Below are 24,774 nucleotides of genomic sequence, written 5' to 3' on the forward strand. Positions count from 1 at the left end.
TTATTTAATCGGAAAAATTAAAGGTTATTGAATTGTTAATTATTTTATCGCTACAATTCCGACCTCTTGTTTTTTTACTTATTTTTAGGAAATGTTATGTCACAACAACATGAGCCGGTTTCTACCTGGCGTTCAAAACTGGCAGCAATGGGACCGGGTATTTTAATGGCGTCTGCTGCCGTCGGCGGTTCCCATATTGTTGCCTCTACCCAAGCCGGAGCCATTTATGGTTGGCAATTAGCCCTTATCATTATTCTTGCAAATTTATTCAAATATCCTTTTTTCCGTTTCGGGGTGCAATATACCTTAGCCTCAAATAAAACGCTATTGGAAGGTTATAAGGAAAAAGGCGGAATTTATCTGTGGGTGTTCTTTGTGTTGAATGTGTTTGCCGCGATGATTAATACTGCTGGCGTGGGGATTGTAACCGCCGCAATTTTAAGTTTTATTTTGCCGAAAAGTTGGGCGTTAACTATACCTCAATTGAGTACGATGGTGATTGCCGTAACTTGGGGAATGTTGTTGTTGGGTAAATACCGTTTCCTCGATAAATTATCAAAATGGATTATGATTGCCTTAACCGTATCAACTGTCACCGCAGTGATTCTTGCCGCACTTAAAGGCAGTACGATGGTACCTGATTTTGTCGAACCGTCGCCATGGAATTTAGCCTCACTGGCTTTCATTGTCGCATTAATGGGTTGGATGCCGGCACCGATTGAAATTTCGGCGATTAACTCTATGTGGGTAGTGGCGAAAAAACGTTTTTCTCAAGTCAGTTATAAAGACGGCTTATTTGATTTTAACGTCGGTTTTATCGGTACGGCGATTTTAGCGATCGTTTTTCTTGCGTTAGGAGCGATTGTGCAATACGGTTCAGGCGAAGTCGTGGAGCAAGCCGGTGTCAAATATATCGCGCAATTGATTAAAATGTATGCATATGCGATTGGCGATTGGTCGCGCTTATTGATTGCCTTTATTGCTTTTATGTGTATGTTTGGTACAACAATTACCGTGATAGACGGCTATTCGCGTGCGAATGCCGAAGCATTGCGTTTGCTTCTAAATAAAAAGGAGAGTTCGCAATTACAATTAAATATTTGGTTAACCGTCACGTCGGTTATCGGTATTTTAATTATTACTCTATTTATGAGTGATGTGGCGAAAATGTTAACGTTTGCCATGATCTGTTCATTTGTGTCAACACCGGTATTTGCATGGCTAAACCTCTCTTTAGTATTAAAAGGTGAGCATCGAGTGAAAGGCGGATTGCTGTGGTTGTCCATTATCGGATTGATTTACTTAAGCGGCTTCACCTTGCTGTTTGTTCTTCATCAATTCGGCTTTCTCAGCTAGGCTGCATAATCATTGGTAAAAAGCCCTATTTTTCAAATAGGGCTTTTTTAATTTGTCTTATACTTTGGTTAAATCCAAGTTTTTCGTTTCTTTTGAGACGAATAACGCAATCAATGTGAGGAGTGCATTAATGGCAAGATAGACACCAACCCCGAATAAACCGTAAGCGGCATTGATTTTAATCGCAAAGGTCGCCGCAATGGTGGCACCGACAATCGAGGCAAAGTTATAGGCTAACGACGCGCCCGAATAACGCACTTCCGTCGGGAAAAGTTCCGGCAATAGCGCAGCCATCGGACCGAAGGTCATGCCCATAAAGACCATGCCGATCACCAAGAAGATAAAGACGGTTAACGGTGTGCCGTTACCTAGGAAAAACGGCATTAACAGACCGAAAATACCGATGCCGATCGTGACAAAAATTAACCATTTACGGCGACCGATTTTATCCGCATAAATTCCTGAAATACTGACAAAGAAACCGAATACGATAGCACTTAACAATAATAAGCCGGTAAATGTATTGGACGGAATGCCTAATCCCATCGGGTGACCAGCCGGTGAAAGCGTCGGGGCGCTTTTGGAATAAATTTGTGCAAATGCGGTCATGATATAGAACAATACATAGGTCGCCGTCATAATGAACGTACCGATAATTAACGGTTTTAAGTGGTTTTTAAACACTTCGCTGACCGGTGCGGCATGTTTTTTGCCTTTTTCTTCCGCTTCTCTGAATACATGGCTTTCGTGTAGGCTAAGACGGACATATAAACCGACGGCAACGAGTACGATGGAAGAGATAAACGGAATACGCCATGCCCATTCGACAAGGGCTTCCGTACCAAAGAAATAACTCACCAAGAAGAATGAGCTGTTTGCTAAGAATAAACCGATCGGTGCACCCAATTGCGGGAAGGTACCGTACCACGCACGTTTACCGTCGGGAGCGTTTTCCGTGGCGACTAAAGCCGCACCGCCCCATTCGCCGCCTAAGCCGATCCCCTGACCGATACGGCATACGCAAAGTAAAATGGTTGCCCAAATACCGATGCTTTCATAGTTTGGCAGTAAACCGATGGTAACCGTTGAGCCGCCCATTAATAACAATGAAGCAACAAGGGTTTTTTTCCGTCCGATTTTATCGCCGAAATGTCCGAATAGTGCCGAGCCGATTGGACGGGCAAAGAAGGCGAGGGCTAAGGTCGAAAGAGAGAGTAATTCATTGGAAACAGGATCGTCGCTGTTAAAGAATTGGGTGTTGAAAACCAACACGGCCGCGGCGGCATAGATATAGTAGTCAAAAAATTCAATTGCCGTACCGACCATGGCGGCGATTGCCACTTTACGTGGGTTATTTCGTAAACTGTGTTTTGTCATTATAAAAAATCCAAAGGTGTACAAAAAGAGCGCGAACATTAGCATTTTCAAGCAGATAAAACAACTGAATAGGTGCGGGACGGTTTTTGTCTTTTATTATAATGTGCTGAAATTTTGTTTATTTTAGTGAATAACTCTAAATATGTGGGGTGTTATGAATTTTTATCTATTGATGTGATAAAAAAGAAATGATAAAAATTTTTATGATAACGGTATTGCGTTGTCCGAATGACAAGCGGTCGGATCCTGTGCAAATTTTGCAATCGGCGTAATTTCCGCTTGTATGAATGTCATTTGTCCGTATAATACGCACCTTCAGTCACATCCGTTTTTAATCCTTGCTTCCAACGCTGGTGACTGGCAACCTTGGAGGCTGTTAACCCGTAAGGATCGACAATGCGTCACTACGAAATCGTTTTTATGGTTCACCCGGACCAAAGCGAACAAGTACCTGGTATGATTGAGCGTTATACCGCTTCCGTTACAGAAGCAGGCGGTCAAGTTCATCGCTTAGAAGATTGGGGTCGTCGTCAATTAGCCTACCCAATCAACAAACTTCACAAAGCACACTATGTGTTAATGAATGTAGAAGCTCCACAAAACGTAATCGATGAGTTAGAAACTAACTTCCGTTACAACGATGCAGTTCTTCGCAGCTTAGTGTTACACACTAAAGCAGCGGTAACAGAAGCATCACCAATGCTTAAAGCAAAAGATGAGCGTAAAGCTCCGGAAGCTTTAGTAGAAGTTGAAGCTGAGGATGCAGACGAGTAATTCGTCTATTGATAACTGTTTAATCTTAAGTGGCACGATTGCGACAACGATTAAACAAAGCCTAAGCCCGATAGGCATTCCGACGTACTCTTTTTATCTGGAACATCGTTCGGCTCAAAAAGAAGTCAATTTAGAACGCCAAGCGTGGTGCAAAATCCAAGTGATTTTGGCAGGCAATCAATTTAGTTTAATAACCCAACAAATGAAGGTCGGTGGGAAAGTTCGAGTAAAAGGGTTTATCCATACTCACAAAGACTACAATGATTTAAATCAGTTAGTCTTACACACCGAACAAATTGAATTTATAGATTAGGAGAAGCCAAAATGGCACGTTATTTCCGTCGTCGTAAGTTCTGCCGTTTCACAGCGGAAAATGTTGTTGAAATCGATTACAAAGATATCGCTACATTAAAGAACTATATTTCAGAAAGCGGCAAAATTGTTCCAAGCCGTATCACAGGTACTCGTGCGAAGTATCAACGTCAATTAGCTCGTGCAATCAAACGCGCTCGCTACCTTGCGTTACTTCCATACACTGACAACCATCAGTAATAAGAGAGGAAGAGTACAATGCAAGTTATTTTATTAGACAAAGTTGCTCAACTTGGTACTGTTGGTGACCAAGTTACCGTTAAAGCAGGTTTTGCTCGTAACTACTTAATCCCACAAGGTAAAGCGGTTATGGCAACGGCGGCAAACATTGCTCACTTTGAAGCACGTCGTGCAGAATTAGAAGCGAAAGCGGCAGAAGCATTATCTGCAGCACAAGCTCGTGCAGCAGCAATCGCTAACTTAGCGGCAATCGTAATCACTTCTAAAGCAGGTGATGACGGTCGTTTATTCGGTTCTGTCGGTGCGCGTGATATCGCTGAAGCCGTATCTGCAGCAGGCGTAGCAGTGACTAAATCTGAAGTGCGTTTACCGGAAGGGGCATTACGTACTATCGGCGAACACGAAGTGAAATTACACTTACACGCCGAAGTCAATGCCGTGGTAGCTATTAACGTCGTTTCTGAATAATTGAGAAATCAATAAAAAAAACCCGGCATAACCGCCGGGTTTTTTGTAAAAAAAGAATCAAAAATATCCGCTTGTTACGGGTATTGTCAGTCAACATCAGGCTTTTTTCTTCAAAATCGCATACAACTCGTCTTTGAGATGCAATTTTTCTTTTTTCAATACTTCAATTTCGGTATGGGTTGCAAGTTCAATCCCCGCTTCCATATTTTTGATTTTTTGATCCAGTTCGTTATGTTGCTCAAATAAACGGGCAAAATGGGCATCTTCGATTTTCAATTTTGTGATTAAGTCACGAAATTCCGGGAACATAGTAGACTCCTTTTCATGGTTGATGTCGTAATAATAGTAGCATTTTTCGTTTTTAACGTTGTAATTTAATCTGTGTTTTTTGAAGCGGATCACAAAATTTCTACCTGAAAAATCCTTGTTTGCAATGACCTTATTTACGCTATAATGCGAGGGCTGTTTACTATCCAATATGGGAAGATGATGCGTTACACCAAACTGATTATATTATCGATTTTATTTTGTTCCCAAACCGTATCGGCAACATGGCAAAAAATTAGCAGTGCCGATTACATTTGGGGGCCGTTTAAAATTTATACGATTTCCCTTTTTTCGGAGACGGGGAAATACGTGCCGGAATTACGCCCTTTGATGCTCACGTTACAATATGAGAAACCGGTTGACGGACGTGATTTTGCCATTTCGCTTGCCCGTTCATGGTCAAGTCTGGGGATTACGTTACCGGAGCAAGATAAGGTTGTCGATCGTTTAAGAAAAATATTACCGGACATCAAAAAAGACGATTCCCTCAGCTATATCGCATTACCGGACAGAGGGTATTTTGTGCTGAATGATATTGTGATTCCGGAAGAATTTAACAAAGATTTTAACGATGCCGTGTTAGCCGTATGGCTTGATCCTCGGGTTGAAATCGGGCGTAAATTATTAGCGGTTAAGCCGGATCAAACCGCGGAAGAAAAGCATTCGCCGGCGATAACACCGCAAAATGCGGATAACAATTCGGCGACAACGGAAATTGATATATCTCAGGCGCCGATTATTGACGGTGTGTTGGAACAACTTAAACCAAAAACGGAAAATCAATCGAAATCAGAAAATAATCAACCGGAAGCTCCACAACAAGCGGTCAGTTCCGAGCAACATATTGCAAAAACGGCAAACAGCGTAGAGCCACCGAAAACGGAGTCTGTAGAACAGAAAGCAACGGTAGAAGAGTCTAAAGCGGAAAATAATGCGAACGCTCCTGCTCAGCCTGCTGAAGAGACACCGCCACAACCTAAACCGGTTGAAGTCAAAAAAACGGAACCACAAAAACCGGTAGAAAAATCGATGGAAAACGAGCAGTCGGAGCCGGAAATTGAAATTCGTCCTCCGGCGGATCCGCTGCCTGAAGCTACACGTCCGGTGTCGTAGTCTGATGAAATATACAATCAAAGATATTGCCCGCTTATGTGATGTGGGCAAATCCACTGTTTCCCGCGTACTGAATCATGATCCGAAGGTCAGTGACGCTACGCGCCGGAAGGTACAAACGGTCGTCGATGCTTTAGGCTTTAAACCGAACCGTAGTGCACGAGCGATGCGCGGTGCAACCGAGCCCGTCGTGGGGATTATTGTGACCCGTTTGAATTCCCCCGCGGAATCACAAACGTTGAGTGCGATATTGCATGAGTTACATCAACAGGAGATCACTCCGCTCATTGTTGAAAGTCAATTTCAACCGGAGCAGGTAAAACGCCATTTTAAACTGTTTCAACAACGGCAAGTTGACGGTATCGTGTTGTTCGGTTTTTCCCAATTACCGGCGACATTGGTTAAAGAATGGAAGGGGGCGTTGGTAGCGGTTGCCCGTCAATATGAAAATACGGCATCGGTATTTTACGATGATGAAAATGCCGTGAAGATATTAATGGCACAATTGTATGCGCAAGGTCATCGACAGATCGCATATTTGGGGGTCTGCGATCGGGATGAAACCACCGGGAAGCTGCGTAATCAAACCTATGTAAGATTTTGCGAGCAATACGGTTTAGAACCGAATTTGGTTAAAGCGGAATTGGGGGCGGAGAGCGGTTATCAGCACATGCCGATCCTGTTTGAAAAACCGGTTTCCGCCGTACTGTGTGCCAGTAGCAGTCTTGCTATCGGTGCCGTGAAATATTTGCATGAAACGGGGCAAAACCGACCGCTTGCATGCGTCGGGGAAAATGAGTTATTGCAATATGTTGTGCCGGAGTTACTCTGTTTGGATTTCGGTTATCCGCAGGCGGGGAAGTGGGCGGTAGAATTGTTATTAGCGCAATTAAGCGGTGATCGGCGTATCGAACAACGTCGCGTGCCTTGCCGATTAGTATAAAACGAAGCCTTGTCGGAACCCGACAAGGCTTTATTGATATCAGAGAAGCGTGAAGATGCCTTCATAAATTAATTTGGCTCCGAATAGCATAAACACGGCACCGGCAAAATTATCCAAATATCGATTATGTTTGGCATAAAAAGTGCGGATATGTTTGTGTGAAAACAATAACGCAATGAAAATAAAATAGACAAGTGCGCTACCGACTAAAATTAATAGTACCAACAAACTATCTTGTAAACGAGACAAGTTTGATACATAACCTGCCAATACGCTACTGAAGAAAACCACGATTTTAGGATTAGACAGATTGATCATTAAGCCTTTTAAGATCTCTTTCCATGCGGATGTCGGCTTGGGCTGCAGGGCGCGTTCATCCAAGACGGCGCTTTTCGTGATTTGTAGCATTTTAAAACCATTGTAAGCGAGGTAGCTTCCGCCCAATATCATCAAAATATATTGGAATAACGGAATATGTTTGTTTAGAAAAGTCAATCCGAATAAGACGATCAATGACCAAAAAGCCACGCCGATGGTAATCCCGATCGTGCCGAGTACGGCATTACGACGGGTATCGCTCATTGCTTTTCGGCTGACATAAAAGAAGTCGGGCCCGGGGCTGACTAATCCGATTAACTGCACGAAGAAAATTGTCCACATCAGAACCACCAATAAATAACGTGAAGCGTTATAAGCGTATAAATTGCCGCTAAAATATCATCAAACATAATGCCTAGCCCACCGTGTAGGTGTTGATCAAAATAACGGATCGGATAAGGTTTCGTGATATCAAAAAAGCGGAAAATAATAAAAGTGAGTAAATAGTTCAGCCAATTGTGTGCGGGTAAAAAGGTAAAAATCAGAAAAACGGCCACGATTTCATCCCACACGATTCTACCGTCGTCATGTACGTTTAAATCTTGGCTTACTGCTTGGCATATATAACAACCGCCGATAAAAGCAACGAACGTCAATAAGAGAAAAAATAGGGGAGAGGTCGTGATAAACGATAAGAGTATCGATATCACCAGTCCGACCAATGATCCCCACGTACCCGGTGCGGGAGTAATTAAACCCGAACCAAAGCCGAAAGCTAAGCAATGTGTCGGTTTTTTTAAGTTGATATTCATAGATTATTTAAAATGGTCAAACCCGATATGATTGGGAAGTGAAACCGTTTTTCCTCGTTTGATTAACGTAATTTGAGATGCGACGTTATCGGTAATCCAACCAATATGGTGGAAGGGTATACCTAACTCGGTCAGCCTTTTTTCCATTTCGGCACATTGTTGTTCGGGGACGGTAAAACAAAGTTCGTAATCTTCGCCGCCGGTTAAGGCAAACTGTTCCGCGTTTTCCAAAGAATAACAGGCTTGTAAGGCTGCAGATAGCGGCAGTTTATCCAAGTCAATTTCCGCCGAACATTGACTGCGTTCGAGAATGTGCCCTAAGTCTGCCAGTAATCCGTCTGAAATATCAATGGCACAGCAGCTGTAATCCAGCAATTGTTGCCCGAGTTCAACTCGTGGTGTCGGATGCAAATGGCGCTTAACCAAATAGCGTCGAGTATCATCTTGTGCTGTGTGATGAAGGAGTATATCCAATCCTGCCGCACTGTCGCCTAAAAAGCCCGAAACATACAACGCATCACCGACCTTGGCTTGGTGGCGGAACAGACCTTTTGATGCGGGTAATACGCCTTGTGCCGTGAGCGTTATCGATAAGTGACCTTTCGTAGTATCTCCACCAATCAGCGCGACTTGGTATTGATCCAAGATCGAAAAAAGACTCCGGCTGAATGCCGAGAGCCAATCGTGATTAACCTCAGGAAGCGTCAGAGCAAGGGAGACCCACGTCGGTTTCGCCCCCATTGCCGCCAAATCGCTTAAGTTAACGGCAACGGCTTTATAGGCTAAATCGGCAGGAGAAATGTCAGGCAGGAAATGGGTACCGGACACTAACGTATCCGTGGTAATAGCCAAGCGTTGATTTGATTCAATCATCGTCACCGCACAGTCATCGCCGATCGATTGCAAAATATCGTGACGATCCGACCGCTTGTTACGGCTGAAATAGCGTTTAATCAAATCAAACTCGCCCATTGCCGCCTCTATTTACGACCGAGAGTCGGTGCTAATTTGTCAAGAACGCCGTTGATGTATTTATGGCTGTCATCCGCTCCGAAGACTTTGGCGACTTCAATACCTTCGTTGATCGCTACTTTGTACGGAACATCCTGTTCAAACTGCAATTCATAAGCGGATAAACGCAAAATTGTCCGTTCAATCGGATCCAGTTCGGATTCTGTGCGATCCAAATGCGGGCGTAATGATGCGTCAACGGCTTCGATGTGTTCGACGGTTCCCCGTAATAATCGGCGGAAATAAGGCATGTCAACGCCTTTCATATCCTGATCGGTAACAAAAGCAAGTTCAACCTGCTCAATACTATTTTGTGAAATATACCAAGAATAAAGCGCCTGCACTGCACATTCTCTGGCTCGGCGGCGTGGAGAAACTTTCATAAAACCTCAATATTTATCTTAAAAAAGGTAGCGGATTTTATCATATTCCCCTTATTTTTGCTTGGATTTATTCGCAGACTGCCCGTTAATCGGTGTTGAGGGAACAAGGTAAGGCGTGACGAAAATAACCAATTCACGCTTGACGATTTTGTCCCGGCTTTGGCTGAATAAATGTTTTAAAAACGGAACGCTGCCTAACACCGGAACTTTATCTTCCCCTTTTGAGAGCAAATGTTGGAAAATACCGCCCAGTACGATGGTCTCCCCGTGTTTGGCAAAGACTTGCGTGTTAATTTCCTGCTTATCAATCGTAATCAACGCATTGTTACCGCTTTGGTTGTTCGGGGAGTTTTGGCTGATGATTAAATCAAGCAGAATTTGATTATGTTTTGACAGATGTGGGGTAACTTCTAAACCGAGGACGGCTTCCCGAAATTCGATGTCGGTGACTTCATCTTTTTTACTGTAAACGGCATAGGGAATTTCAGTGCCTTGTTTAATACTGGCGCTTTTTTTATTGGTTGTCAGTAAACGCGGGCTGGCAATGATTTCGACGCTGTTTTCACGTTCTAATGCCGTCAATTCTAAATCCAGTACACGGCTGTTGATGGTGGCGACTTGTAATGCCATTGACGCGGCGTTGTTTACCGGGAAGTTAACATTCAAGTTGTTGACTTGTAGCCCGTTGCCTTCTAGATTGCCGGCGAATTTATGGTATCCGTCGGTCGGTGAAAATACCCCCCAGCGTACCCCGAGTTCTTGTAAATGTTCGCTGCTGATAGTGACGATACGGGCTTCGATGGCGATCTGTTCGGTCGGTTTATCGAGAGCGTTAATGAGATCGGCAAAGTGTTTCACGCCTTCTTTACTGTCTTTAATGATTAGGCTGTTGCTACGATCGTCAAAGTGAATATAACCGTTTTCCGACAAAATATTACCATGTCCTTTGGTTAGGGATTCAATCACTTCGGAAGCTTTGGCGTAATGTAACGGAATGGTTTTGGTCACTAATTTCGGCGCCGTTGAAACAGGTGTCGTTGGCAGAGATACGTCGACATTCGGTGTGTCCGCCTTTGTACGGGACGGATTGATATAATAAATGTCCGATTCTTTTTTAACCGATAATTGATTGATTTTGGCAATGCTGTCGAGTATTTCGTCAAAATGGCGGTTCTCAAGGCGAAGCGTTTTGATATCTTTGACTTCATCAAATAAGACGACATTCTTTCCGTTTTCTTCGGCAAGGTAGGCAATAATTTCCGCCGTCGGTGCATTTTTTAAGGCGATAGACATCGTATCGGCAGCGGACGGTAAGGTGAATAATACAAGGCAATAAACGAAATAACGCACAATGTCTCCTATAAAGTTAAGATTACAAGATAAGGGGCATGACACTCATCGGTTTTTTGCCAATCAATGTAATGAAGGCTTTTTAAATCCATCTGTCGGAATTGAATCATGGCAGGTGAAATCAGATCCTGCGGTTTAAAGCGATACAACCGCTTATTTTCATCGATAAATAATGCATGAGATTGTTGATTCAGCCGAGTTAGTCCGATCAATGTCAGTTTTTCGAATTCAATCGGCATATTCAATATGTTGACGTCCTGCTCGGCATAACAAGCGGTCTGTTTGGCGCTATTTTTTGCAATGTCGGTTGACATCGAGGGATGTCGGTTTTGGGTCTCCTCGGCGTAAAACGGATTTGAGTAACCCGTAACGGAATAGAAACACAGTATAAAATAAATGATTTTCGGCATAATATCTCCTTTAAGGTAACACGGATAAAGTTGTATTTAATTGAACCAAGCGATCATGCCCGAGTTTAATTAAGCTGATTTCTTTGAATTTAAGGCTATCCAAGCGATTTAATTGATGAATAATATGAAATATCTTTTCGGTTTGTTGGTTTACGGTTAAATAAACAACTTTTCCGTTATCGAAGCCCCACTGAATATGTTCAATATTCGCTTGGTCATGATCCAAGACGGATTTAATTTGTTGATGAAGAGAAGCGAGATTTCCTTCTTTTTTATTGATATTGATTTGATGGTTTTGCAGACTTTTCAGCAATTCGTTTTCTGTTAATAAGCGTTGCTGCAACATTCGGTGTTGTTGGCGGTTTGTCTCATCGGTATTCGATAAATAAAGATAATAGAGGGCCGGGTAAGTAAGAATGCACAGGACACTCAGGCTACAAAGAGATATAAAACGGGTATGTACTATCGTAAATAATTTATACGGTAAATTTAGTGGTTTAATATATTGACGTAATATCATGTTTTTCATGTTATTTTTCCAATGTAATCATCAGCCCGAACTCAATTTGATGCGTTTCGTTGGTTTTCAAATCGTCGATTTTGTACAAATATTGATGAGCCTGGAGGTATTTTTCCAACGATTCCAATTCTGTTTGATGCGTTAATTTTCCGACGAGTTTGAGTTTTAAACCGTCATTAACGGCAAGTTGCGCCATTTCTAAACTCCCTTTGAGGGATAAATGTTGTAAGAAAACGATGAAATCATCGATTTTTTTCGTATCAATGATGTTTTGAACAGACGGCACAAATTGGTGATGTTGAATTTTCAATACCTGTTCTTGAGCGGTTTGAAGCGTTTGCGTCAGTTGGTCAATTTGCGCAACGGTTTGCTTGTTTTTCTGTTCGAGGTAATCGTTATATTGACTGATTACATAGGCTGCAGAGCACGAAAGCGCAATACAGCCGATTAAGCACAAGAGCTTTCGTAAAACGGCATTTGTCCATTGTTGTGCACGGCGCTCGGAGAGATCTATACCTTGCCATTCCATAAACAGGCTCCCAATGCGGAAATAAATAAAAACGGATCCGGAGTATCGTTGCTTAAAGCAAGATCGGTAAAACGGAATATATCGGCAGCGTCTTCATCTTGAGGTGTTTTTTCCGATACGGTGAGTTTGTCCGATTTAAATTGCACGACGTGTTCTCCGATGAGGTAGCGGTGTTGCCGGATGTCTTCAAACGGTTCGGTATAGAGATGATGAAAGCCGCGTAAAAAGCAGTAATATTCGCAATCTAAAATCGTCGGTGAATGTGTGAGAAGCGGTTCGGCATAGTTTTTTCGAAGGGCGTGAATAGCAACCCGTATTACCGGATTTTCAGGTTGCTTTTCAATAATGTAATCAAAGTAAATCTCTTCGATCGGAATCGGCAATTCCTGCGTGAGACATTGTATCACCTGTTGATAAAGCGTTGGTAACGTATAATGGGCGGGAAAAAACAAATATTTTCGCCAAATATATTGGTAAGGAATCGGGCGAACAACTGTAAATTTAGGCAAAAATCTAACCGCTTGTCGAATGAATAAATTATAGTCGTAAGGTTTTTGTTGCCATAAAGAATGAACTTTATCGTCTTTAATATAAACTAAGCAGAATTGATCGGCATTTTCGCTGATACCAATCTGATGTTTGTTTAAGCGGCTTGCGGTCATCGAATGGAAAATATTCATGCTTTTCTCTATTTTATTTCGTGAAAGATTAATGCGTGTATTTGTTCGTTTTTGGCTTATAATTCATTTTATATTTCGTGTTTGGGCTATATTGGCGCCAAATGTACATTTCGTCATTCAATAAAAGAGAATTTTTCGATGAAGATCGTAAAAATTATATTTAGTGCTTTACTTTCTCTCATAATTGTGGGGGGGATTGCAGCAGGGCTGCTTTATGTTCATTTAAAGAGTGATTTGCCGGATGTCGGCTCTCTTAAAACGGTCGAACTACAACAGCCGATGCAGATTTTTACTTCCGACGGTAAGTTAATCGGCGAGGTCGGTGAACAGCGACGTATCCCGGTTAAACTGGCGGACGTACCTCAGACGTTAATTGATGCCGTTATCGCAACGGAAGATACCCGCTTTTATGATCATAAGGGTATTGATCCTAAAGGAATTTTACGAGCAATTTGGCGTTCCAGCCAAGGTGATACGCAAGGTGCGAGTACCATTACGCAGCAATTGGCGCGTAATTTCTTCCTTTCTCCGGAGCGTAAAATTGAGCGTAAGTTAAAAGAAGCGATTTTGGCGGTAGAAATTGAGCAAAGTTTAAGCAAAGATGAGATTTTAGAACTGTATCTGAATAAAATTTATTTAGGCTACCGTTCATACGGTGTTGCGGCGGCGGCAAAAACGTACTTCGGTAAAAAATTAAACGAATTGACGTTGTCGGAAATCGCCATTATTGCCGGCTTACCGAAGGCACCTTCGACGATGAACCCGCTCTATTCGGTAAAACGTGCCGAGAATCGACGTAATGTTGTGTTAGGGCGGATGCTGGAAGTCGGTAAAATCACGAAAGAGCAGTACGAACAGGCAAAAGCCGAACCGGTTAAAGCAAAATATTACGGGGCGTCTTTAGAATTTCGTGCGGATTATGTGACTGAGATGATTCGCCAAGAGATGGTTAAACGTTATGGCGAAGAAGTGGCTTATACCAAAGGTTTCCAAGTGTTTGCAACCGTGTTGTCGGCGGATCAGCAAGAAGCACAAAATGCATTAAGGGATAATTTGATCGATTATGATCGCCGTCATGGTTGGCGGGGAGCTGAAAAATTATGGCAACCGAAAGACAGCGCATGGGATGAAGAGAAAATCATCGATCATTTAAGTAAACTACCTCATTCTGAGCCGTTTATCGGTGCGGTGGTATTAAGTGTCAGTAAAGATAAAGCGGGCATTATTTTACCGAATGGTGATCGTGCGGAATTAAAATTGGCGAGTATGAAATGGGCGCGCAAATTCATTAATGATTCGGCTCAAGGCAGAACGCCGGTTTCAGTCAAAGACGTGATCGATGTCGGTGAACAAATTTGGGTTCGTCAGGATGGAAAAGGAAATTGGGAATTAGGACAAATTCCGGAAGTGAATTCTGCGTTGGTTTCACTCAACAGCGATAATGGCGCAATTGAGGCGATTGTCGGTGGATTCAGTTTTGAGCAAAGCCGTTTTAATCGTGCAACGCAATCGTTAGTTCAAGTCGGCTCTTCGATTAAACCGTTTATTTATGCTGCCGCATTGAATAAAGGTTTGAGTTTGTCCACCACGCTCAGCGATACACCGATTACGATTAACAAACGCGGTCAAAAACCGTGGACTCCGAAAAACTCACCGAATGTGTATGAAGGCTCGCTTCGTTTACGTGTCGGTTTGGGAAAATCGAAAAACGTGATGATGGTTCGTGCGGTTCAGATGGCGGGCGTCGATTATGTGGCGGAATATTTACAACGTTTCGGATTCCAACGTGAACAGTATCAAGCAACGGAAGCGTTAGCGTTAGGTGCAGCGTCCTTTACGCCGCTTGAAATGGCGCGCGGCTATGCCGTGTTTGATAACGGCGGATATTTGATTGAACCTTATATTATCGATCGTATTTTAGACAGCAACGGTAATGAATTGTTTAAAGCTAACCCGCCGATTGCTTGTATGAGTTGTAACGATATTCCGGTCATTTATCCGGAACCGCAATACTTTGATTTTATTAAAGTGGAAGAAAAGAAAGCGTCTGAACAAGCGGCGGAAGACGTTGTGGAAGCCCCGAAAGATGAAGACAACGATACGATTCCTGAATTGGATATCGAAACCAAAAATCGTGAAACGGCCCCAAGTTTGATGGCGGATTCATTGCAAACGACGAAAGAAGTGCGTTATGCGCCGCGTGTGATTAGCGGTGAAATTGCCTTCTTAATGCGTAGTGCCTTAACGACAGCGATCACGGGAGAGAAAGGGCAAAGTTGGAAAGGTACTAGCTGGCGTGTCGCCAATGACATTAAACGTCGCGATATCGGCGGCAAAACCGGTACGACAAATAATGCGAAAGTCACGTGGTATGCCGGATTCGGCGCAAACATCGTGACGACCGTCTATGTCGGTTTTGATGACAATAAACGTGAATTAGGTCGTGGTGAAGCCGGAGCCCAAACGGCATTACCGGCTTGGATTAAATACATGAAGGTTGCCCTGTCGGATAAACCGGAGCGTGAAGAAACGCTTCCGCCGAATATTGTTGAAGCGAAAATTGATCCGGTCAGCGGCTTTTTAGGTGACGGGTTGACGGAATACTTCATTAAAGGAACCGAGCCGACACGACGCTACATTGTAGAAAAAGCGATTCAAGATCCGAATCCGGCATTAAATCAGCGCTTAGGTTTACCTCCGCCGGGTATACTCAAAATAGATGGCGGAGAATTGTTCTAAATATGCAGGATTATTCTTGTTTAGGTTGAAAAGAGGGGCGATTTATTGAGATAATATCGCCCATCTTTATTTTGGGCGATTTGTGGTGTATTTAACGTATAAGTGTTTTATTTTTTTAATCACTTTTGTAAAATTTAACTTAAAACAGACCGCTTGTATCGTACAAGCGGTCTGTTTTTTCCGAAAATTTACTACAAATCGAATGTTGCTAAATGATATTTATATAGAAAAAGAATGGCAGAAAAACGTAATATTTTCTTAATCGGTCCGATGGGTGCTGGCAAAAGCACGATTGGTCGCCAATTGGCTCAAATGTTGAATATGGATTTTTTAGATTCCGACGCAGTGATTGAAGAGCGTGCCGGCGCGGATATTGATTGGATCTTTGATATTGAAGGTGAAGCGGGCTTTCGCAAACGCGAAGAACGGATCATTAATGAATTGACTCAGGCGCAAGGGCTTGTACTTTCAACCGGCGGCGGCTCGATTTTATCTAAGGACAATCGTAATGTGTTATCCGCACGAGGCATTGTGGTGTATTTGGAAACAACAGTGGACAAACAATTCGAACGTACTCAACGTGATAAAAAACGTCCTTTGTTACAAACGGAAGATCCTTATCAGACATTACAAGCATTAGCCAAAGTTCGTAATCCGCTTTATGAAGAGATTGCGGATATCACCATTCAAACCGATGAGCAGAGCGCAAAAGTGGTTGCGACTCAAATCATTGAAATGATGGATAATTTACAGTAATCAAGGAGTCCGAGATGTTGCAGGTCAATGTGGAGTTAAAAGAGCGTCGTTATCCGATTTCTATCGGAGCCGGTTTGTTAAACCGGGCGGAAAGTTATCATCCGTTAAAATCTGGGGATAAGGTAATGATTGTGTCCAATCCAACGATTGCCCCGCACTATCTTGAAACAGTTAAAAATACGTTGTCGGCACTAGGCTGTCAGGTTGATTCGGTATTGATTCCGGACGGTGAAAAATATAAAACGCTGGATTCATTAAATCTCATTTTTACGGCGCTGTTGGAAAAAAATCATAATCGCGATACCACCTTAATTGCATTAGGCGGCGGTGTGATAGGGGATGTGGCGGGGTATGCGGCGGCATCTTATCAACGCGGTATCCGTTTTATTCAAATTCCGACAACATTGCTGGCGCAAGTGGATTCCTCGGTTGGTGGTAAAACGGCGGTTAATCATCTGCTCGGCAAAAATATGATTGGGGCGTTTTATCAGCCGATTTCCGTGATTGTCGACACAGATACCTTAAAAACACTGGATAAGCGCGAAGTGAGTGCCGGATTGGCGGAAGTCATCAAATACGGTGCGATTTTTGACATTCGGTTTTTTGAGTGGTTAGAACAGCATATCGATGATTTGGTCGCTTTGGAGCAAAGTGCGTTGGAATACTGTATTCAACGTTGTTGCCAATTGAAAGCGGATGTGGTAGTGCGTGATGAAACAGAGAAAGGCGATCGTGCTTTACTTAACTTAGGTCATACGTTCGGACATGCCATTGAAGCGCATTTGGGCTATGGCAATTGGTTACATGGTGAAGCGGTAGCCGTCGGAATGTTGGAAGCGGCGGCGCTATCTCATATTTTAGGGGACTTGACCGAGTATGATGTCGCCCGCTTGGAAAAATTAATTGCACGAGCGAATTTACCGACGGTTTCGCCGGACGGCATGCAACCGGAAGAATATCTGCCGTATATGTGGCGTGATAAAAAAGTATTAAGCGGAAAATTGCGCTTAATTTTATTAAAAGCATTGGGTGTGTCTTATGTCACATCTCAAGCGACGGAACAACAAGTTTTAGACGCCATCACGCGTTTCACACAACAATAATTTCATGACAACAAAACAGCGGGCCTTTTTAAAATGGGCGGGCGGAAAGTATCGCCTGACAGATGAAATTTATCGTCATTTGCCAAAAAAGGCTTGTTTGGTTGAGCCTTTCGTCGGAGCCGGCTCCGTCTTTCTAAACACCCGATTCGAACGTTATCTGTTAGCGGATATCAATCCTGATTTGATTAACCTGTTTAATATTATTAAGCAGGATGTTGAAACTTATATTCAGCATACAAAAGCCTTGTTCGAGCAGGAGCAGGCGAATACCGCCGTATTTTATTACGAACGCCGCAAAGAATTTAATCAGTCGACGGATGTTTTTCGCAGGGCGGTACTTTTTCTCTATTTGAATCGGTTTGGTTTTAACGGTCTGTGTCGTTATAACAAAAAAAATGAATATAACGTCCCTTTCGGCGAATATAAAACCCATTATTTTCCTGAAAAAGAATTACGTTTTTTTGCGGAAAAAGCACAACATGCGACATTTATTTGTGCGGATTTTCATCAAACTTTCCGTTATTTAACGGATAATCCTGATGACTACGTTGTTTATTGCGATCCGCCGTATGCGCCGCTTGAACAAGAAAGTAACTTTACCGCTTATGCCGGCGGCGGTTTTAGTTTGGAACAGCAGATCGCCTTGGCAGAATATGCAAGAAAAGCGCAGCAGGCAAATATTCCGGTGCTGATTTCTAATCATGATACGGATTTTACCCGTAAAATCTATCATGGCGCGGACATTAAGCACTTCAAAGTACAACGCCAAATCAGCCAAAGTATCCATTCCCGCGTGAAAGTGAGTGAGCTTTTCGCACTCTTTTTATAATCTCCCACTGTGTAATAGTTTTTGGATTAAAGTAGATTAGCCCTAAATTTTGTCGCTTTAATATACTTAAAACGACAATCTTTCCTTCTGCCCTTAGCGTTTTTTTAACATATTAAGCAAATCAGACCGCTTGTAACGGCAGTTGCCAGTTAATTTCCGTTAAGCCTTGCTGCCGTAAATAATCATTCGCCTTAGAAAAATGGCGGCATCCCAAAAAACCACGGTGTGCCGATAGCGGTGACGGGTGAGGGGCGGTTAATACACAGTGGCGGCGTCGGTCAATAAATTGTCCTTTTTTTTGGGCATGGCTACCCCATAATAAAAAAACAAGATGATCACGCTGTTGGTTTAATTGGTGAATCACTTTATCCGTAAACGTTTCCCAACCGATATTCGCATGAGAATGCGCTTTACCCTGTTCAACGGTCAGCACCGTATTGAGCAACAATACGCCTTGTTTTGCCCATTCAACCAAATAACCGTGCTGCGGAATTTGAAAACCGACATCTTGTGCCAGTTCTTTGTACATATTCAATAGTGACGGTGGCGGTACAACACCCGGCTTGACCGAAAATGATAACCCGTGCGCTTGATTTGGTCCGTGGTAAGGATCTTGTCCTAAAATTACCACTTTTACATCCGAGAATTCCGTCAAAGCAAAGGCACTGAATACTTCATGCGAAGGCGGATAAATCACTTTACCGTTTAAGCGCTCTTGCTGGACAAACTGTAATATTTGTTGAAAATAAGGCTGTGATTTTTCATCACCAATGGCTTCTTTCCATGTATTCATTTTAAAACCCTTGTTAATATATAGTTAATGATAAGAATTTATTGTTAAAAATAGATTGTTATTTATACAACTTTCAACTTTTTTTAGAAAAATACTGAAATTTTTCTCGCTTTTTAATGTGGAGAGGTTAGAATACTCAAAATTTTTTGAAAAAATCAAATTTTTTGATAATCCTTTCCCCAACACACAGGAGCATTAAACATGATTAAAGGTGTACAAATTACCGAATCCGCAAACAAAAATCTATTAAACTCTTTCTGGTTGTTAGATGAAGAAAAAAACGAAGCGCGTTGCTTAGTTGCTAAAGGTGATTTCCAAGAAGACCAAGTCGTTGCAATCAGCGAATTAGGTCAAATCGCATATCGCGAAGTACCGGTAAACGTCGCACCGACCATTAAAGTTGAAGGCGGTCAGCACTTAAACGTAAACGTGTTACGTCGCGAAACATTGGAAGATGCGGTGAAAAACCCTGAAAAATATCCTCAATTAACTATCCGCGTATCCGGTTATGCCGTGCGTTTCAACTCACTTACGCCGGAACAACAACGTGATGTAATCACCCGTACATTCACTGAAAGCTTATAATTTTTCGGTTTTATGATAGGCAAAGGATGCCTTTAGCCCGATTAATATATTGTACGACGTAGTAAAGCTCCCGCAAGGGAGCTTTTTTGTTCTCGTGAAAATATTCTCAGTGAATCATCCGCTTAAATCATATCACATGAATTAACGAGTATGTTTTTGTCGTACCGTTTTTCTTGATGGATTTCTCGCTTACAACCTGCCGTAAACCTGATAAAATCCGTCTAATTTTTTGCAATCAAAAACACATTCTATGGCTTTAATTAACCTTTCTAACGCCTATTTAGGCTTTGGCGATCATCCACTACTTGATCACACCGAATTACACATTGAACAGGGCGAACGTGTCTGTCTTGTCGGACGAAACGGGGCAGGCAAATCGACCCTAATGAAAGTGCTGGCTGGCGAAGTTCAGCTAGACGATGGCAAATTGATTTTTGAAAAAGATATTGTTGTCACTCGTTTAGAACAAGATCCGCCCCGACATATTGAAGATACTGTGTTTGATTATGTCGCAGAAGGGATTGCACATTTAGCCGATCTTTTAAAGCAATATCACCACATTTCGCAACAAATGCTGACAGATTACAGCGATACGCTGATGTCGCAACTTTCGCAAGTTCAGGCTCAACTGGAACACGCTAACGGTTGGCAGTTTGAAAACCGTATTCAAGATACGTTGAAGCTGTTAGAGCTTGACCCAGAAAAACGTTTGTGCGAGCTGTCGGGCGGTTGGGTTCGCCGTGCGGCGTTGGCGCGTGCGTTGGTGGCGGATCCAGATGTGTTACTGTTGGACGAACCGACCAACCATTTAGATGTGGATACGATTGCTTGGTTAGAAAATCTGTTGTTAGAGTTTAAAGGCAGTATTATTTTCATCTCTCACGACCGTGCTTTTATTCGCAAAATGGCAACTCGCATTGTCGATTTAGATCGGGGCAAACTGGTTTCCTATCCTAGTAATTACGATGTTTACCTTGAAACTAAAGCCGAAGATCTGCGTGTAGAAGCCTTACAAAATGAGCTGTTTGATAAAAAATTAGCCCAAGAAGAAGTTTGGATCCGCCAAGGAATTAAAGCTCGTCGCACTCGTAATGAAGGGCGTGTGCGAGCCTTGAAAGCCTTGCGAGAAGAGCGTAAAGCACGCCGAGAAGTACAAGGCACGGTAAAAATTCAGCTCGATCAAACCGCTCGTTCAGGCAAAATTGTGTTTGAAGTGGAAAATGCCAGCTACGAAGTGGCAGGTAAAACCTTGCTGAAAAACTTCAGCACCACGATTTTGCGTGGCGATAAAATTGCTTTTATCGGGGCAAACGGAATTGGCAAAACGACCTTAATTAAACTGTTGCTTGGCGAAATTCAGCCGACAGCAGGGACGGTACGTTGTGGCACTAAGCTAGAAGTCGCGTATTTCGATCAATACCGTGCAGAGCTAGATCCTGAAAAAACGGTAATGGATAACGTGGCGGACGGCAAACAAGATATTGAAGTCAATGGGGTAAAACGCCACGTACTTGGTTATTTGCAAGACTTCCTATTTCCGCCGAAACGGGCGATGACCCCAGTCAAAGCCTTATCGGGCGGTGAACGTAACCGCTTGTTATTAGCTAAATTATTGCTAAAACCAAATAACTTACTGATTTTGGACGAACCTACCAACGACCTTGATGTAGAAACCTTAGAGCTACTGGAAGAGATGTTGGCGGATTATCAAGGCACTTTGATTATAGTCAGCCACGACCGTCAATTTATCGACAATACCGCAACGGAATGCTACATCTTTGAAGGCGAAGGGGTAGTGAATAAATATATCGGCGGCTACCATGATGCGAAGCAACAGCAGGCGAATTATTTTGCAACATTAGAAGCAAACAAGCGGTCAGATTCAGCGAAAAATGTGCAAAAAATGGAAGAGAAAGCACCGCTTGTTGAACCTGAAAAGCCAAGACAAGATATGGCTAAAAAAGTCAAACTTTCTTATAAAGAGCAACGAGAGTTAGAAGCCCTGCCTGAAAAAATGGAACAGCTTGAAGCAGAAATTGAAGCCTTACAAGCCGAAGTGAATAGTGCGGATTTCTTTGCTAAAGATCCGAGCTATACTCAAGCTCAGTTACAAAAATTAGCGGATACGGAAATGGCGTTAGAGCAAGCGTTTGAACGTTGGGAAGCGCTTGAGAATATTAAGAATGGTGTAGTTTAATATTCGTGAATACAGTTATCCAAAATTTTAGGATAACTGCCGATGTTATTATCATTATAATTTATCCGCAATAATTGCTATGGGGTAGATAATGAAACATGAAATTCAAGATAAATTAAAGCATATCAGCCAAGAAGAGCATATTAATTTCCTATTAGCTGTGGAAAGCGGTAGTCGGGCGTGGGGATTTCCTTCTCCAGATAGTGATTACGATGTGCGGGCGGTTTTTATTCGTCCGCAACAAGCTTATTTATCTATTGAAGAACCGAAATCGACGTTTGAATATATTGAAAATCAATGGTTTGATGTTGGCGGATGGGATCTACGCAAGGTATTACAATTATTACGTAAATCCAATGCCGTATTATTAGAATGGTTTAATTCGCCTATTGTTTATCAACAGCAAGAGGTATTTGTCAAAGATATTTCTCCGCTTTTAAATGAATATTTTCAAGTGGCTCCCATAGTGCATCATTATCGTGGTATCGCAAAAAACGCATTATCGCAATTAGATTTAAATCACGAAATAAAATTGAAAAAATGGTTTTATGTATTGCGCCCGTTATTAGCAGCCGATTGGGCAGCAAAGAAAAAAACAATTCCGCCAATGAATATTTTTCAACTTTATCTAGATTTGTCGAATACTTTAAAAGCGGAAATTGACGAATTAATCAATTTAAAAGCAACACAACCTGAGAGCTATTTACATCAATTATCTTCAACATTAATTCGATTTACTCACGATATATATAACGAAATTGATAATTTGCAAATTATTCCTGAAAACAGACCGCTTGCAGTAGAACCTTTGAACGAATTATTTATAAAGACATTAAATAGAATAAGATGAACTTAACGATTCAAGATTTAAAAGATCAAAATCTGATTTTATTTGAAGTGATTTCAGGTAGCCGTGCTTATGGGCTTGATTTACCACATTCAGATACGGATATTCGAGGAGTATTTTATTTGCCGGATAATGCGTTATATGGTTTGAATTATATTCCGCAAGTTAATAATGAAACAAATGATGAAGTTTATTTTGAACTTGGGAGATTTGTTGAATTATTACTACAAAATAATCCTAACGTGTTGGAATTGTTAGCTTCACCAGAGCATTGCATATTATATCGACATCCACTTATGGATTTATTAAAGAGTGATTATTTTATTTCTAAGCAATGTCAGCAAAGTTTTGCAGGATATGCCTTTGGACAAATAAAAAAAGCTCGTGGGTTAAATAAAAAAATTGTTAATCCTATTCCTAAAGAGAAAAAAAGCTTATTAGAATTTTGTTTTGTTCTTGAACAAGATAAATCCATTCCATTAAATAAGTGGTTGGTTGACTCAAATTTAAACCAAAAACAGCTTGGATTAGTTGCGATAGAACATGCTAAAAATCTTTATGCGGTATTTTTAGACCGAGATTGTCAGTTGGGTTATCAAGGCGTGATGAAGAATGAAGAAGATTCGGTTATCCTGAAAAGTCGGGTTGAGAAAGGCTTATCACCGGTGACTTATTTGATCTTTAATCAAGAAGGCTTTAGCAGCTATTGCCGAGATTACCAGTCTTATTGGCAGTGGGTGGAAGAACGAAATGAAGAGCGTTACAACAATAACCAAGCGCATGGTCAACAGTATGATTCAAAAAACGTAATGCATACTTTCCGTTTATTAGAAACGGCAAAAGAGATTGCATTATATGGTGAAATTCGTGTTCACCGACCAAATAGAGAGGCGCTATTGGCAATCCGTCGCGGTGAATTTACTTATGAAGAACTGATTTTGCGATCGGAGCAACTCATGGCGGAAATTGAAGTACTGTTTGCTCAATCCGATTTACCTGAACGTGCAGATCGTGAACAAGCAATACAGGCTCTGGTTGCAATCCGCCGGCAATTATATCGATGAGAATAACATGACAAGAACAGATAACTACGAACAACGTTTTGGCGGAATCGGTCGCCTTTATACGCCTGAAGGATTAGCAAAGCTACGTCAATCGCATGTGTGTGTGATTGGTATCGGCGGTGTTGGCTCTTGGGCGGTGGAAGCTTTGGCGCGTTCAGGCGTGGGGAAACTTACCTTGATTGATATGGATGATATTTGTGTCACTAATATCAACCGTCAAATTCATGCAATGTCAGGCGAAATCGGAAAACTGAAAACCGAAGTAATGCAAGAGCGTATTGCCAAAATCAACCCTGAATGTGAAGTCACGATCATTGATGATTTTCTCACGCAAGATAATTTGAGTGACTATCTGCTGCGTGGTTATGATTATGTGATTGATGCGATTGACAGTGTGAAAGTCAAAGCGGCGTTAATCGCTTTTTGTAAGCGTCATAAAATTAAAATAATTACCACGGGCGGTGCAGGCGGGCAAACGGATCCGACCCAAATTCAGATCACCGATTTAAGCAAGACCATTCAAGATCCGCTGGCTTCAAAAGTGCGCAGCTTGTTACGCAAAGAGTATAACTTCAGCCAAAACCCGAAGCGTAAATTTGGAATTGATTGTGTGTTTTCAACTCAGCCGTTAATTTTTCCGAAAATGAGCGAAGGTTGTGAAGTATCTGCTACGATGAACTGCGCCAATGGTTTTGGGGCGGCAACGATGGTGACGGCAACCTTTGGTTTTTTTGCCGTCAGCCGTGTTATTGAGAAATTACTGCGCTAATTTTGCAAATTTTTACGCAAAACAGACCGCTTGTTTAAAAGCAAACGTTTGCATTTTTACGACAGAAAACTTATACTACACGCCTAGTGCCAAAAGGAACTAGACATGCAGTACCAAACATATTTTACAAAATCGAAAAAGTATTCTCAGTCAAGCCTTGTTCAACCAC

At 42.1% G+C, this 24,774-nt stretch carries 27 protein-coding genes and 1 pseudogene; 16 read left to right on the forward strand and 12 right to left on the reverse strand.

What is annotated here, in order from left to right; genetic code table 11:
- Positions 1 to 96 precede the first annotated feature (96 nt).
- A complete protein-coding gene (locus ACEYKX_RS06220) occupies positions 97 to 1,356 on the forward strand; it encodes an NRAMP family divalent metal transporter (protein WP_373766187.1) in 1,260 nt (419 codons plus the stop codon).
- A gap of 57 nt (positions 1,357 to 1,413) precedes the next feature.
- Here ACEYKX_RS06220 and ACEYKX_RS06225 read toward each other — a convergent pair whose 3' ends face one another.
- Entirely contained in the window at positions 1,414 to 2,733 is a 1,320-nt protein-coding gene (locus ACEYKX_RS06225; protein WP_373766188.1) for an MFS transporter, read from the reverse strand.
- Positions 2,734 to 3,129: 396 nt separating this feature from the next.
- Here ACEYKX_RS06225 and rpsF point away from each other — a divergent pair, with 396 nt between their 5' ends.
- From rpsF to rplI, 4 genes and pseudogenes are all read left to right on the forward strand, one after another.
- The gene (gene rpsF, locus ACEYKX_RS06230) at positions 3,130 to 3,507 is read left to right on the forward strand and encodes a 30S ribosomal protein S6 (RefSeq protein ID WP_373766189.1); all 378 of its coding nucleotides are present in this window, start codon (positions 3,130 to 3,132) and stop codon (positions 3,505 to 3,507) included.
- Positions 3,494 to 3,857, forward strand: a pseudogene (gene priB / locus ACEYKX_RS06235) (primosomal replication protein N). Before rpsF ends, priB begins: the two are co-directional and overlap by 14 nt.
- Complete coding sequence (gene rpsR / locus ACEYKX_RS06240; RefSeq protein ID WP_005598105.1) at positions 3,832 to 4,059, forward strand: 30S ribosomal protein S18; 228 nt, start codon at positions 3,832 to 3,834, stop codon at positions 4,057 to 4,059. The pseudogene priB and the gene rpsR overlap by 26 nt, the downstream one beginning before the upstream one ends.
- 18 nt (positions 4,060 to 4,077) lie before the next feature.
- Positions 4,078 to 4,527 carry a 50S ribosomal protein L9 gene (rplI, locus tag ACEYKX_RS06245; RefSeq protein ID WP_373766190.1) on the forward strand — a complete coding sequence of 150 codons (450 nt, stop codon included), beginning with the start codon at positions 4,078 to 4,080 and terminating at the stop codon, positions 4,525 to 4,527.
- Positions 4,528 to 4,623: 96 nt separating this feature from the next.
- Here the strand turns inward: rplI and ACEYKX_RS06250 are convergent, their stop codons facing one another.
- Positions 4,624 to 4,836, reverse strand: a complete 213-nt coding sequence (locus ACEYKX_RS06250) for a YdcH family protein (protein ID WP_373766191.1) — start codon at positions 4,834 to 4,836, stop codon at positions 4,624 to 4,626.
- 177 nt (positions 4,837 to 5,013) lie between these two features.
- Between ACEYKX_RS06250 and ACEYKX_RS06255 the strand changes: the two genes are divergently transcribed.
- The gene (locus ACEYKX_RS06255) at positions 5,014 to 5,967 is read left to right on the forward strand and encodes a hypothetical protein (RefSeq protein ID WP_373766192.1); all 954 of its coding nucleotides are present in this window, start codon (positions 5,014 to 5,016) and stop codon (positions 5,965 to 5,967) included.
- A gap of 4 nt (positions 5,968 to 5,971) precedes the next feature.
- Positions 5,972 to 6,910, forward strand: coding sequence for a substrate-binding domain-containing protein (locus ACEYKX_RS06260; protein WP_373766193.1), 939 nt, complete (start codon positions 5,972 to 5,974; stop codon positions 6,908 to 6,910).
- A gap of 39 nt (positions 6,911 to 6,949) precedes the next feature.
- Here the strand turns inward: ACEYKX_RS06260 and ACEYKX_RS06265 are convergent, their stop codons facing one another.
- From ACEYKX_RS06265 to ACEYKX_RS06305, 9 genes are read right to left on the reverse strand one after another with little or no spacing between them, the layout of a single operon-like run.
- On the reverse strand, positions 6,950 to 7,570 hold the full coding sequence (locus ACEYKX_RS06265; protein WP_373766194.1) for a LysE family transporter: 621 nt from the start codon (positions 7,568 to 7,570) through the stop codon (positions 6,950 to 6,952).
- Complete coding sequence (locus tag ACEYKX_RS06270) at positions 7,570 to 8,040, reverse strand: phosphatidylglycerophosphatase A (RefSeq protein WP_373766195.1); 471 nt, start codon at positions 8,038 to 8,040, stop codon at positions 7,570 to 7,572. The genes ACEYKX_RS06265 and ACEYKX_RS06270 overlap by 1 nt, the downstream gene beginning before the upstream one ends.
- A 3-nt stretch (positions 8,041 to 8,043) precedes the next feature.
- Positions 8,044 to 9,012 (reverse strand): thiamine-phosphate kinase, encoded by a 969-nt coding sequence (gene thiL, locus ACEYKX_RS06275; protein ID WP_373766196.1) that lies wholly within the window; start codon positions 9,010 to 9,012, stop codon positions 8,044 to 8,046.
- A gap of 8 nt (positions 9,013 to 9,020) precedes the next feature.
- Positions 9,021 to 9,434, reverse strand: a complete 414-nt coding sequence (gene nusB, locus ACEYKX_RS06280; protein ID WP_373766197.1) for a transcription antitermination factor NusB — start codon at positions 9,432 to 9,434, stop codon at positions 9,021 to 9,023.
- Positions 9,435 to 9,485: 51 nt separating this feature from the next.
- The gene (gene pilQ, locus ACEYKX_RS06285; RefSeq protein ID WP_373766198.1) at positions 9,486 to 10,784 is read right to left on the reverse strand and encodes a type IV pilus secretin PilQ; all 1,299 of its coding nucleotides are present in this window, start codon (positions 10,782 to 10,784) and stop codon (positions 9,486 to 9,488) included.
- A gap of 8 nt (positions 10,785 to 10,792) precedes the next feature.
- On the reverse strand, positions 10,793 to 11,194 hold the full coding sequence (locus tag ACEYKX_RS06290) for a hypothetical protein (RefSeq protein WP_373766199.1): 402 nt from the start codon (positions 11,192 to 11,194) through the stop codon (positions 10,793 to 10,795).
- Positions 11,195 to 11,204: 10 nt separating this feature from the next.
- Positions 11,205 to 11,723, reverse strand: a complete 519-nt coding sequence (locus tag ACEYKX_RS06295) for a hypothetical protein (RefSeq protein ID WP_373766200.1) — start codon at positions 11,721 to 11,723, stop codon at positions 11,205 to 11,207.
- A 1-nt stretch (position 11,724) separates the two neighbouring features.
- Positions 11,725 to 12,243 carry a hypothetical protein gene (locus tag ACEYKX_RS06300; protein WP_373766201.1) on the reverse strand — a complete coding sequence of 173 codons (519 nt, stop codon included), beginning with the start codon at positions 12,241 to 12,243 and terminating at the stop codon, positions 11,725 to 11,727.
- On the reverse strand, positions 12,225 to 12,923 hold the full coding sequence (locus tag ACEYKX_RS06305) for a hypothetical protein (RefSeq protein ID WP_373766202.1): 699 nt from the start codon (positions 12,921 to 12,923) through the stop codon (positions 12,225 to 12,227). Before ACEYKX_RS06305 ends, ACEYKX_RS06300 begins: the two co-directional genes overlap by 19 nt.
- 138 nt (positions 12,924 to 13,061) lie before the next feature.
- On the opposite strand from ACEYKX_RS06305, the gene ACEYKX_RS06310 reads away from it, so the two are divergent.
- From ACEYKX_RS06310 to ACEYKX_RS06325, 4 genes are all read left to right on the forward strand, one after another.
- A complete protein-coding gene (locus tag ACEYKX_RS06310) occupies positions 13,062 to 15,662 on the forward strand; it encodes a penicillin-binding protein 1A (protein WP_373766203.1) in 2,601 nt (866 codons plus the stop codon).
- 234 nt (positions 15,663 to 15,896) lie between these two features.
- The gene (gene aroK / locus ACEYKX_RS06315) at positions 15,897 to 16,418 is read left to right on the forward strand and encodes a shikimate kinase AroK (protein ID WP_373766204.1); all 522 of its coding nucleotides are present in this window, start codon (positions 15,897 to 15,899) and stop codon (positions 16,416 to 16,418) included.
- A gap of 14 nt (positions 16,419 to 16,432) precedes the next feature.
- Positions 16,433 to 17,521 carry a 3-dehydroquinate synthase gene (gene aroB / locus ACEYKX_RS06320; RefSeq protein WP_373766205.1) on the forward strand — a complete coding sequence of 363 codons (1,089 nt, stop codon included), beginning with the start codon at positions 16,433 to 16,435 and terminating at the stop codon, positions 17,519 to 17,521.
- Between the two features lie 4 nt (positions 17,522 to 17,525).
- Positions 17,526 to 18,350 carry a Dam family site-specific DNA-(adenine-N6)-methyltransferase gene (locus ACEYKX_RS06325; RefSeq protein WP_373766206.1) on the forward strand — a complete coding sequence of 275 codons (825 nt, stop codon included), beginning with the start codon at positions 17,526 to 17,528 and terminating at the stop codon, positions 18,348 to 18,350.
- A gap of 121 nt (positions 18,351 to 18,471) precedes the next feature.
- Here the strand turns inward: ACEYKX_RS06325 and ung are convergent, their stop codons facing one another.
- A complete protein-coding gene (ung, locus tag ACEYKX_RS06330) occupies positions 18,472 to 19,143 on the reverse strand; it encodes a uracil-DNA glycosylase (protein WP_373766207.1) in 672 nt (223 codons plus the stop codon).
- Positions 19,144 to 19,344: 201 nt separating this feature from the next.
- Between ung and grcA the strand changes: the two genes are divergently transcribed.
- From grcA to tcdA, 5 genes are all read left to right on the forward strand, one after another.
- Positions 19,345 to 19,728 (forward strand): autonomous glycyl radical cofactor GrcA, encoded by a 384-nt coding sequence (gene grcA, locus ACEYKX_RS06335; protein WP_373766208.1) that lies wholly within the window; start codon positions 19,345 to 19,347, stop codon positions 19,726 to 19,728.
- Positions 19,729 to 19,978: 250 nt separating this feature from the next.
- Positions 19,979 to 21,925, forward strand: a complete 1,947-nt coding sequence (locus ACEYKX_RS06340; protein ID WP_373766209.1) for an ABC transporter ATP-binding protein — start codon at positions 19,979 to 19,981, stop codon at positions 21,923 to 21,925.
- 91 nt (positions 21,926 to 22,016) lie between these two features.
- Positions 22,017 to 22,775, forward strand: a complete 759-nt coding sequence (locus ACEYKX_RS06345) for a DNA polymerase beta superfamily protein (RefSeq protein WP_373766210.1) — start codon at positions 22,017 to 22,019, stop codon at positions 22,773 to 22,775.
- Positions 22,772 to 23,836, forward strand: a complete 1,065-nt coding sequence (locus tag ACEYKX_RS06350) for a DNA polymerase beta superfamily protein (RefSeq protein ID WP_373766211.1) — start codon at positions 22,772 to 22,774, stop codon at positions 23,834 to 23,836. The genes ACEYKX_RS06345 and ACEYKX_RS06350 overlap by 4 nt, the downstream gene beginning before the upstream one ends.
- 7 nt (positions 23,837 to 23,843) lie before the next feature.
- On the forward strand, positions 23,844 to 24,605 hold the full coding sequence (gene tcdA, locus ACEYKX_RS06355) for a tRNA cyclic N6-threonylcarbamoyladenosine(37) synthase TcdA (protein WP_373766212.1): 762 nt from the start codon (positions 23,844 to 23,846) through the stop codon (positions 24,603 to 24,605).
- The last annotated feature ends 169 nt before the right edge of the window (positions 24,606 to 24,774 follow it).

It is taken from the genome of Glaesserella sp., from assembly GCF_041817755.1.
Taxonomy (GTDB): Bacteria; Pseudomonadota; Gammaproteobacteria; order Enterobacterales; family Pasteurellaceae; genus Glaesserella.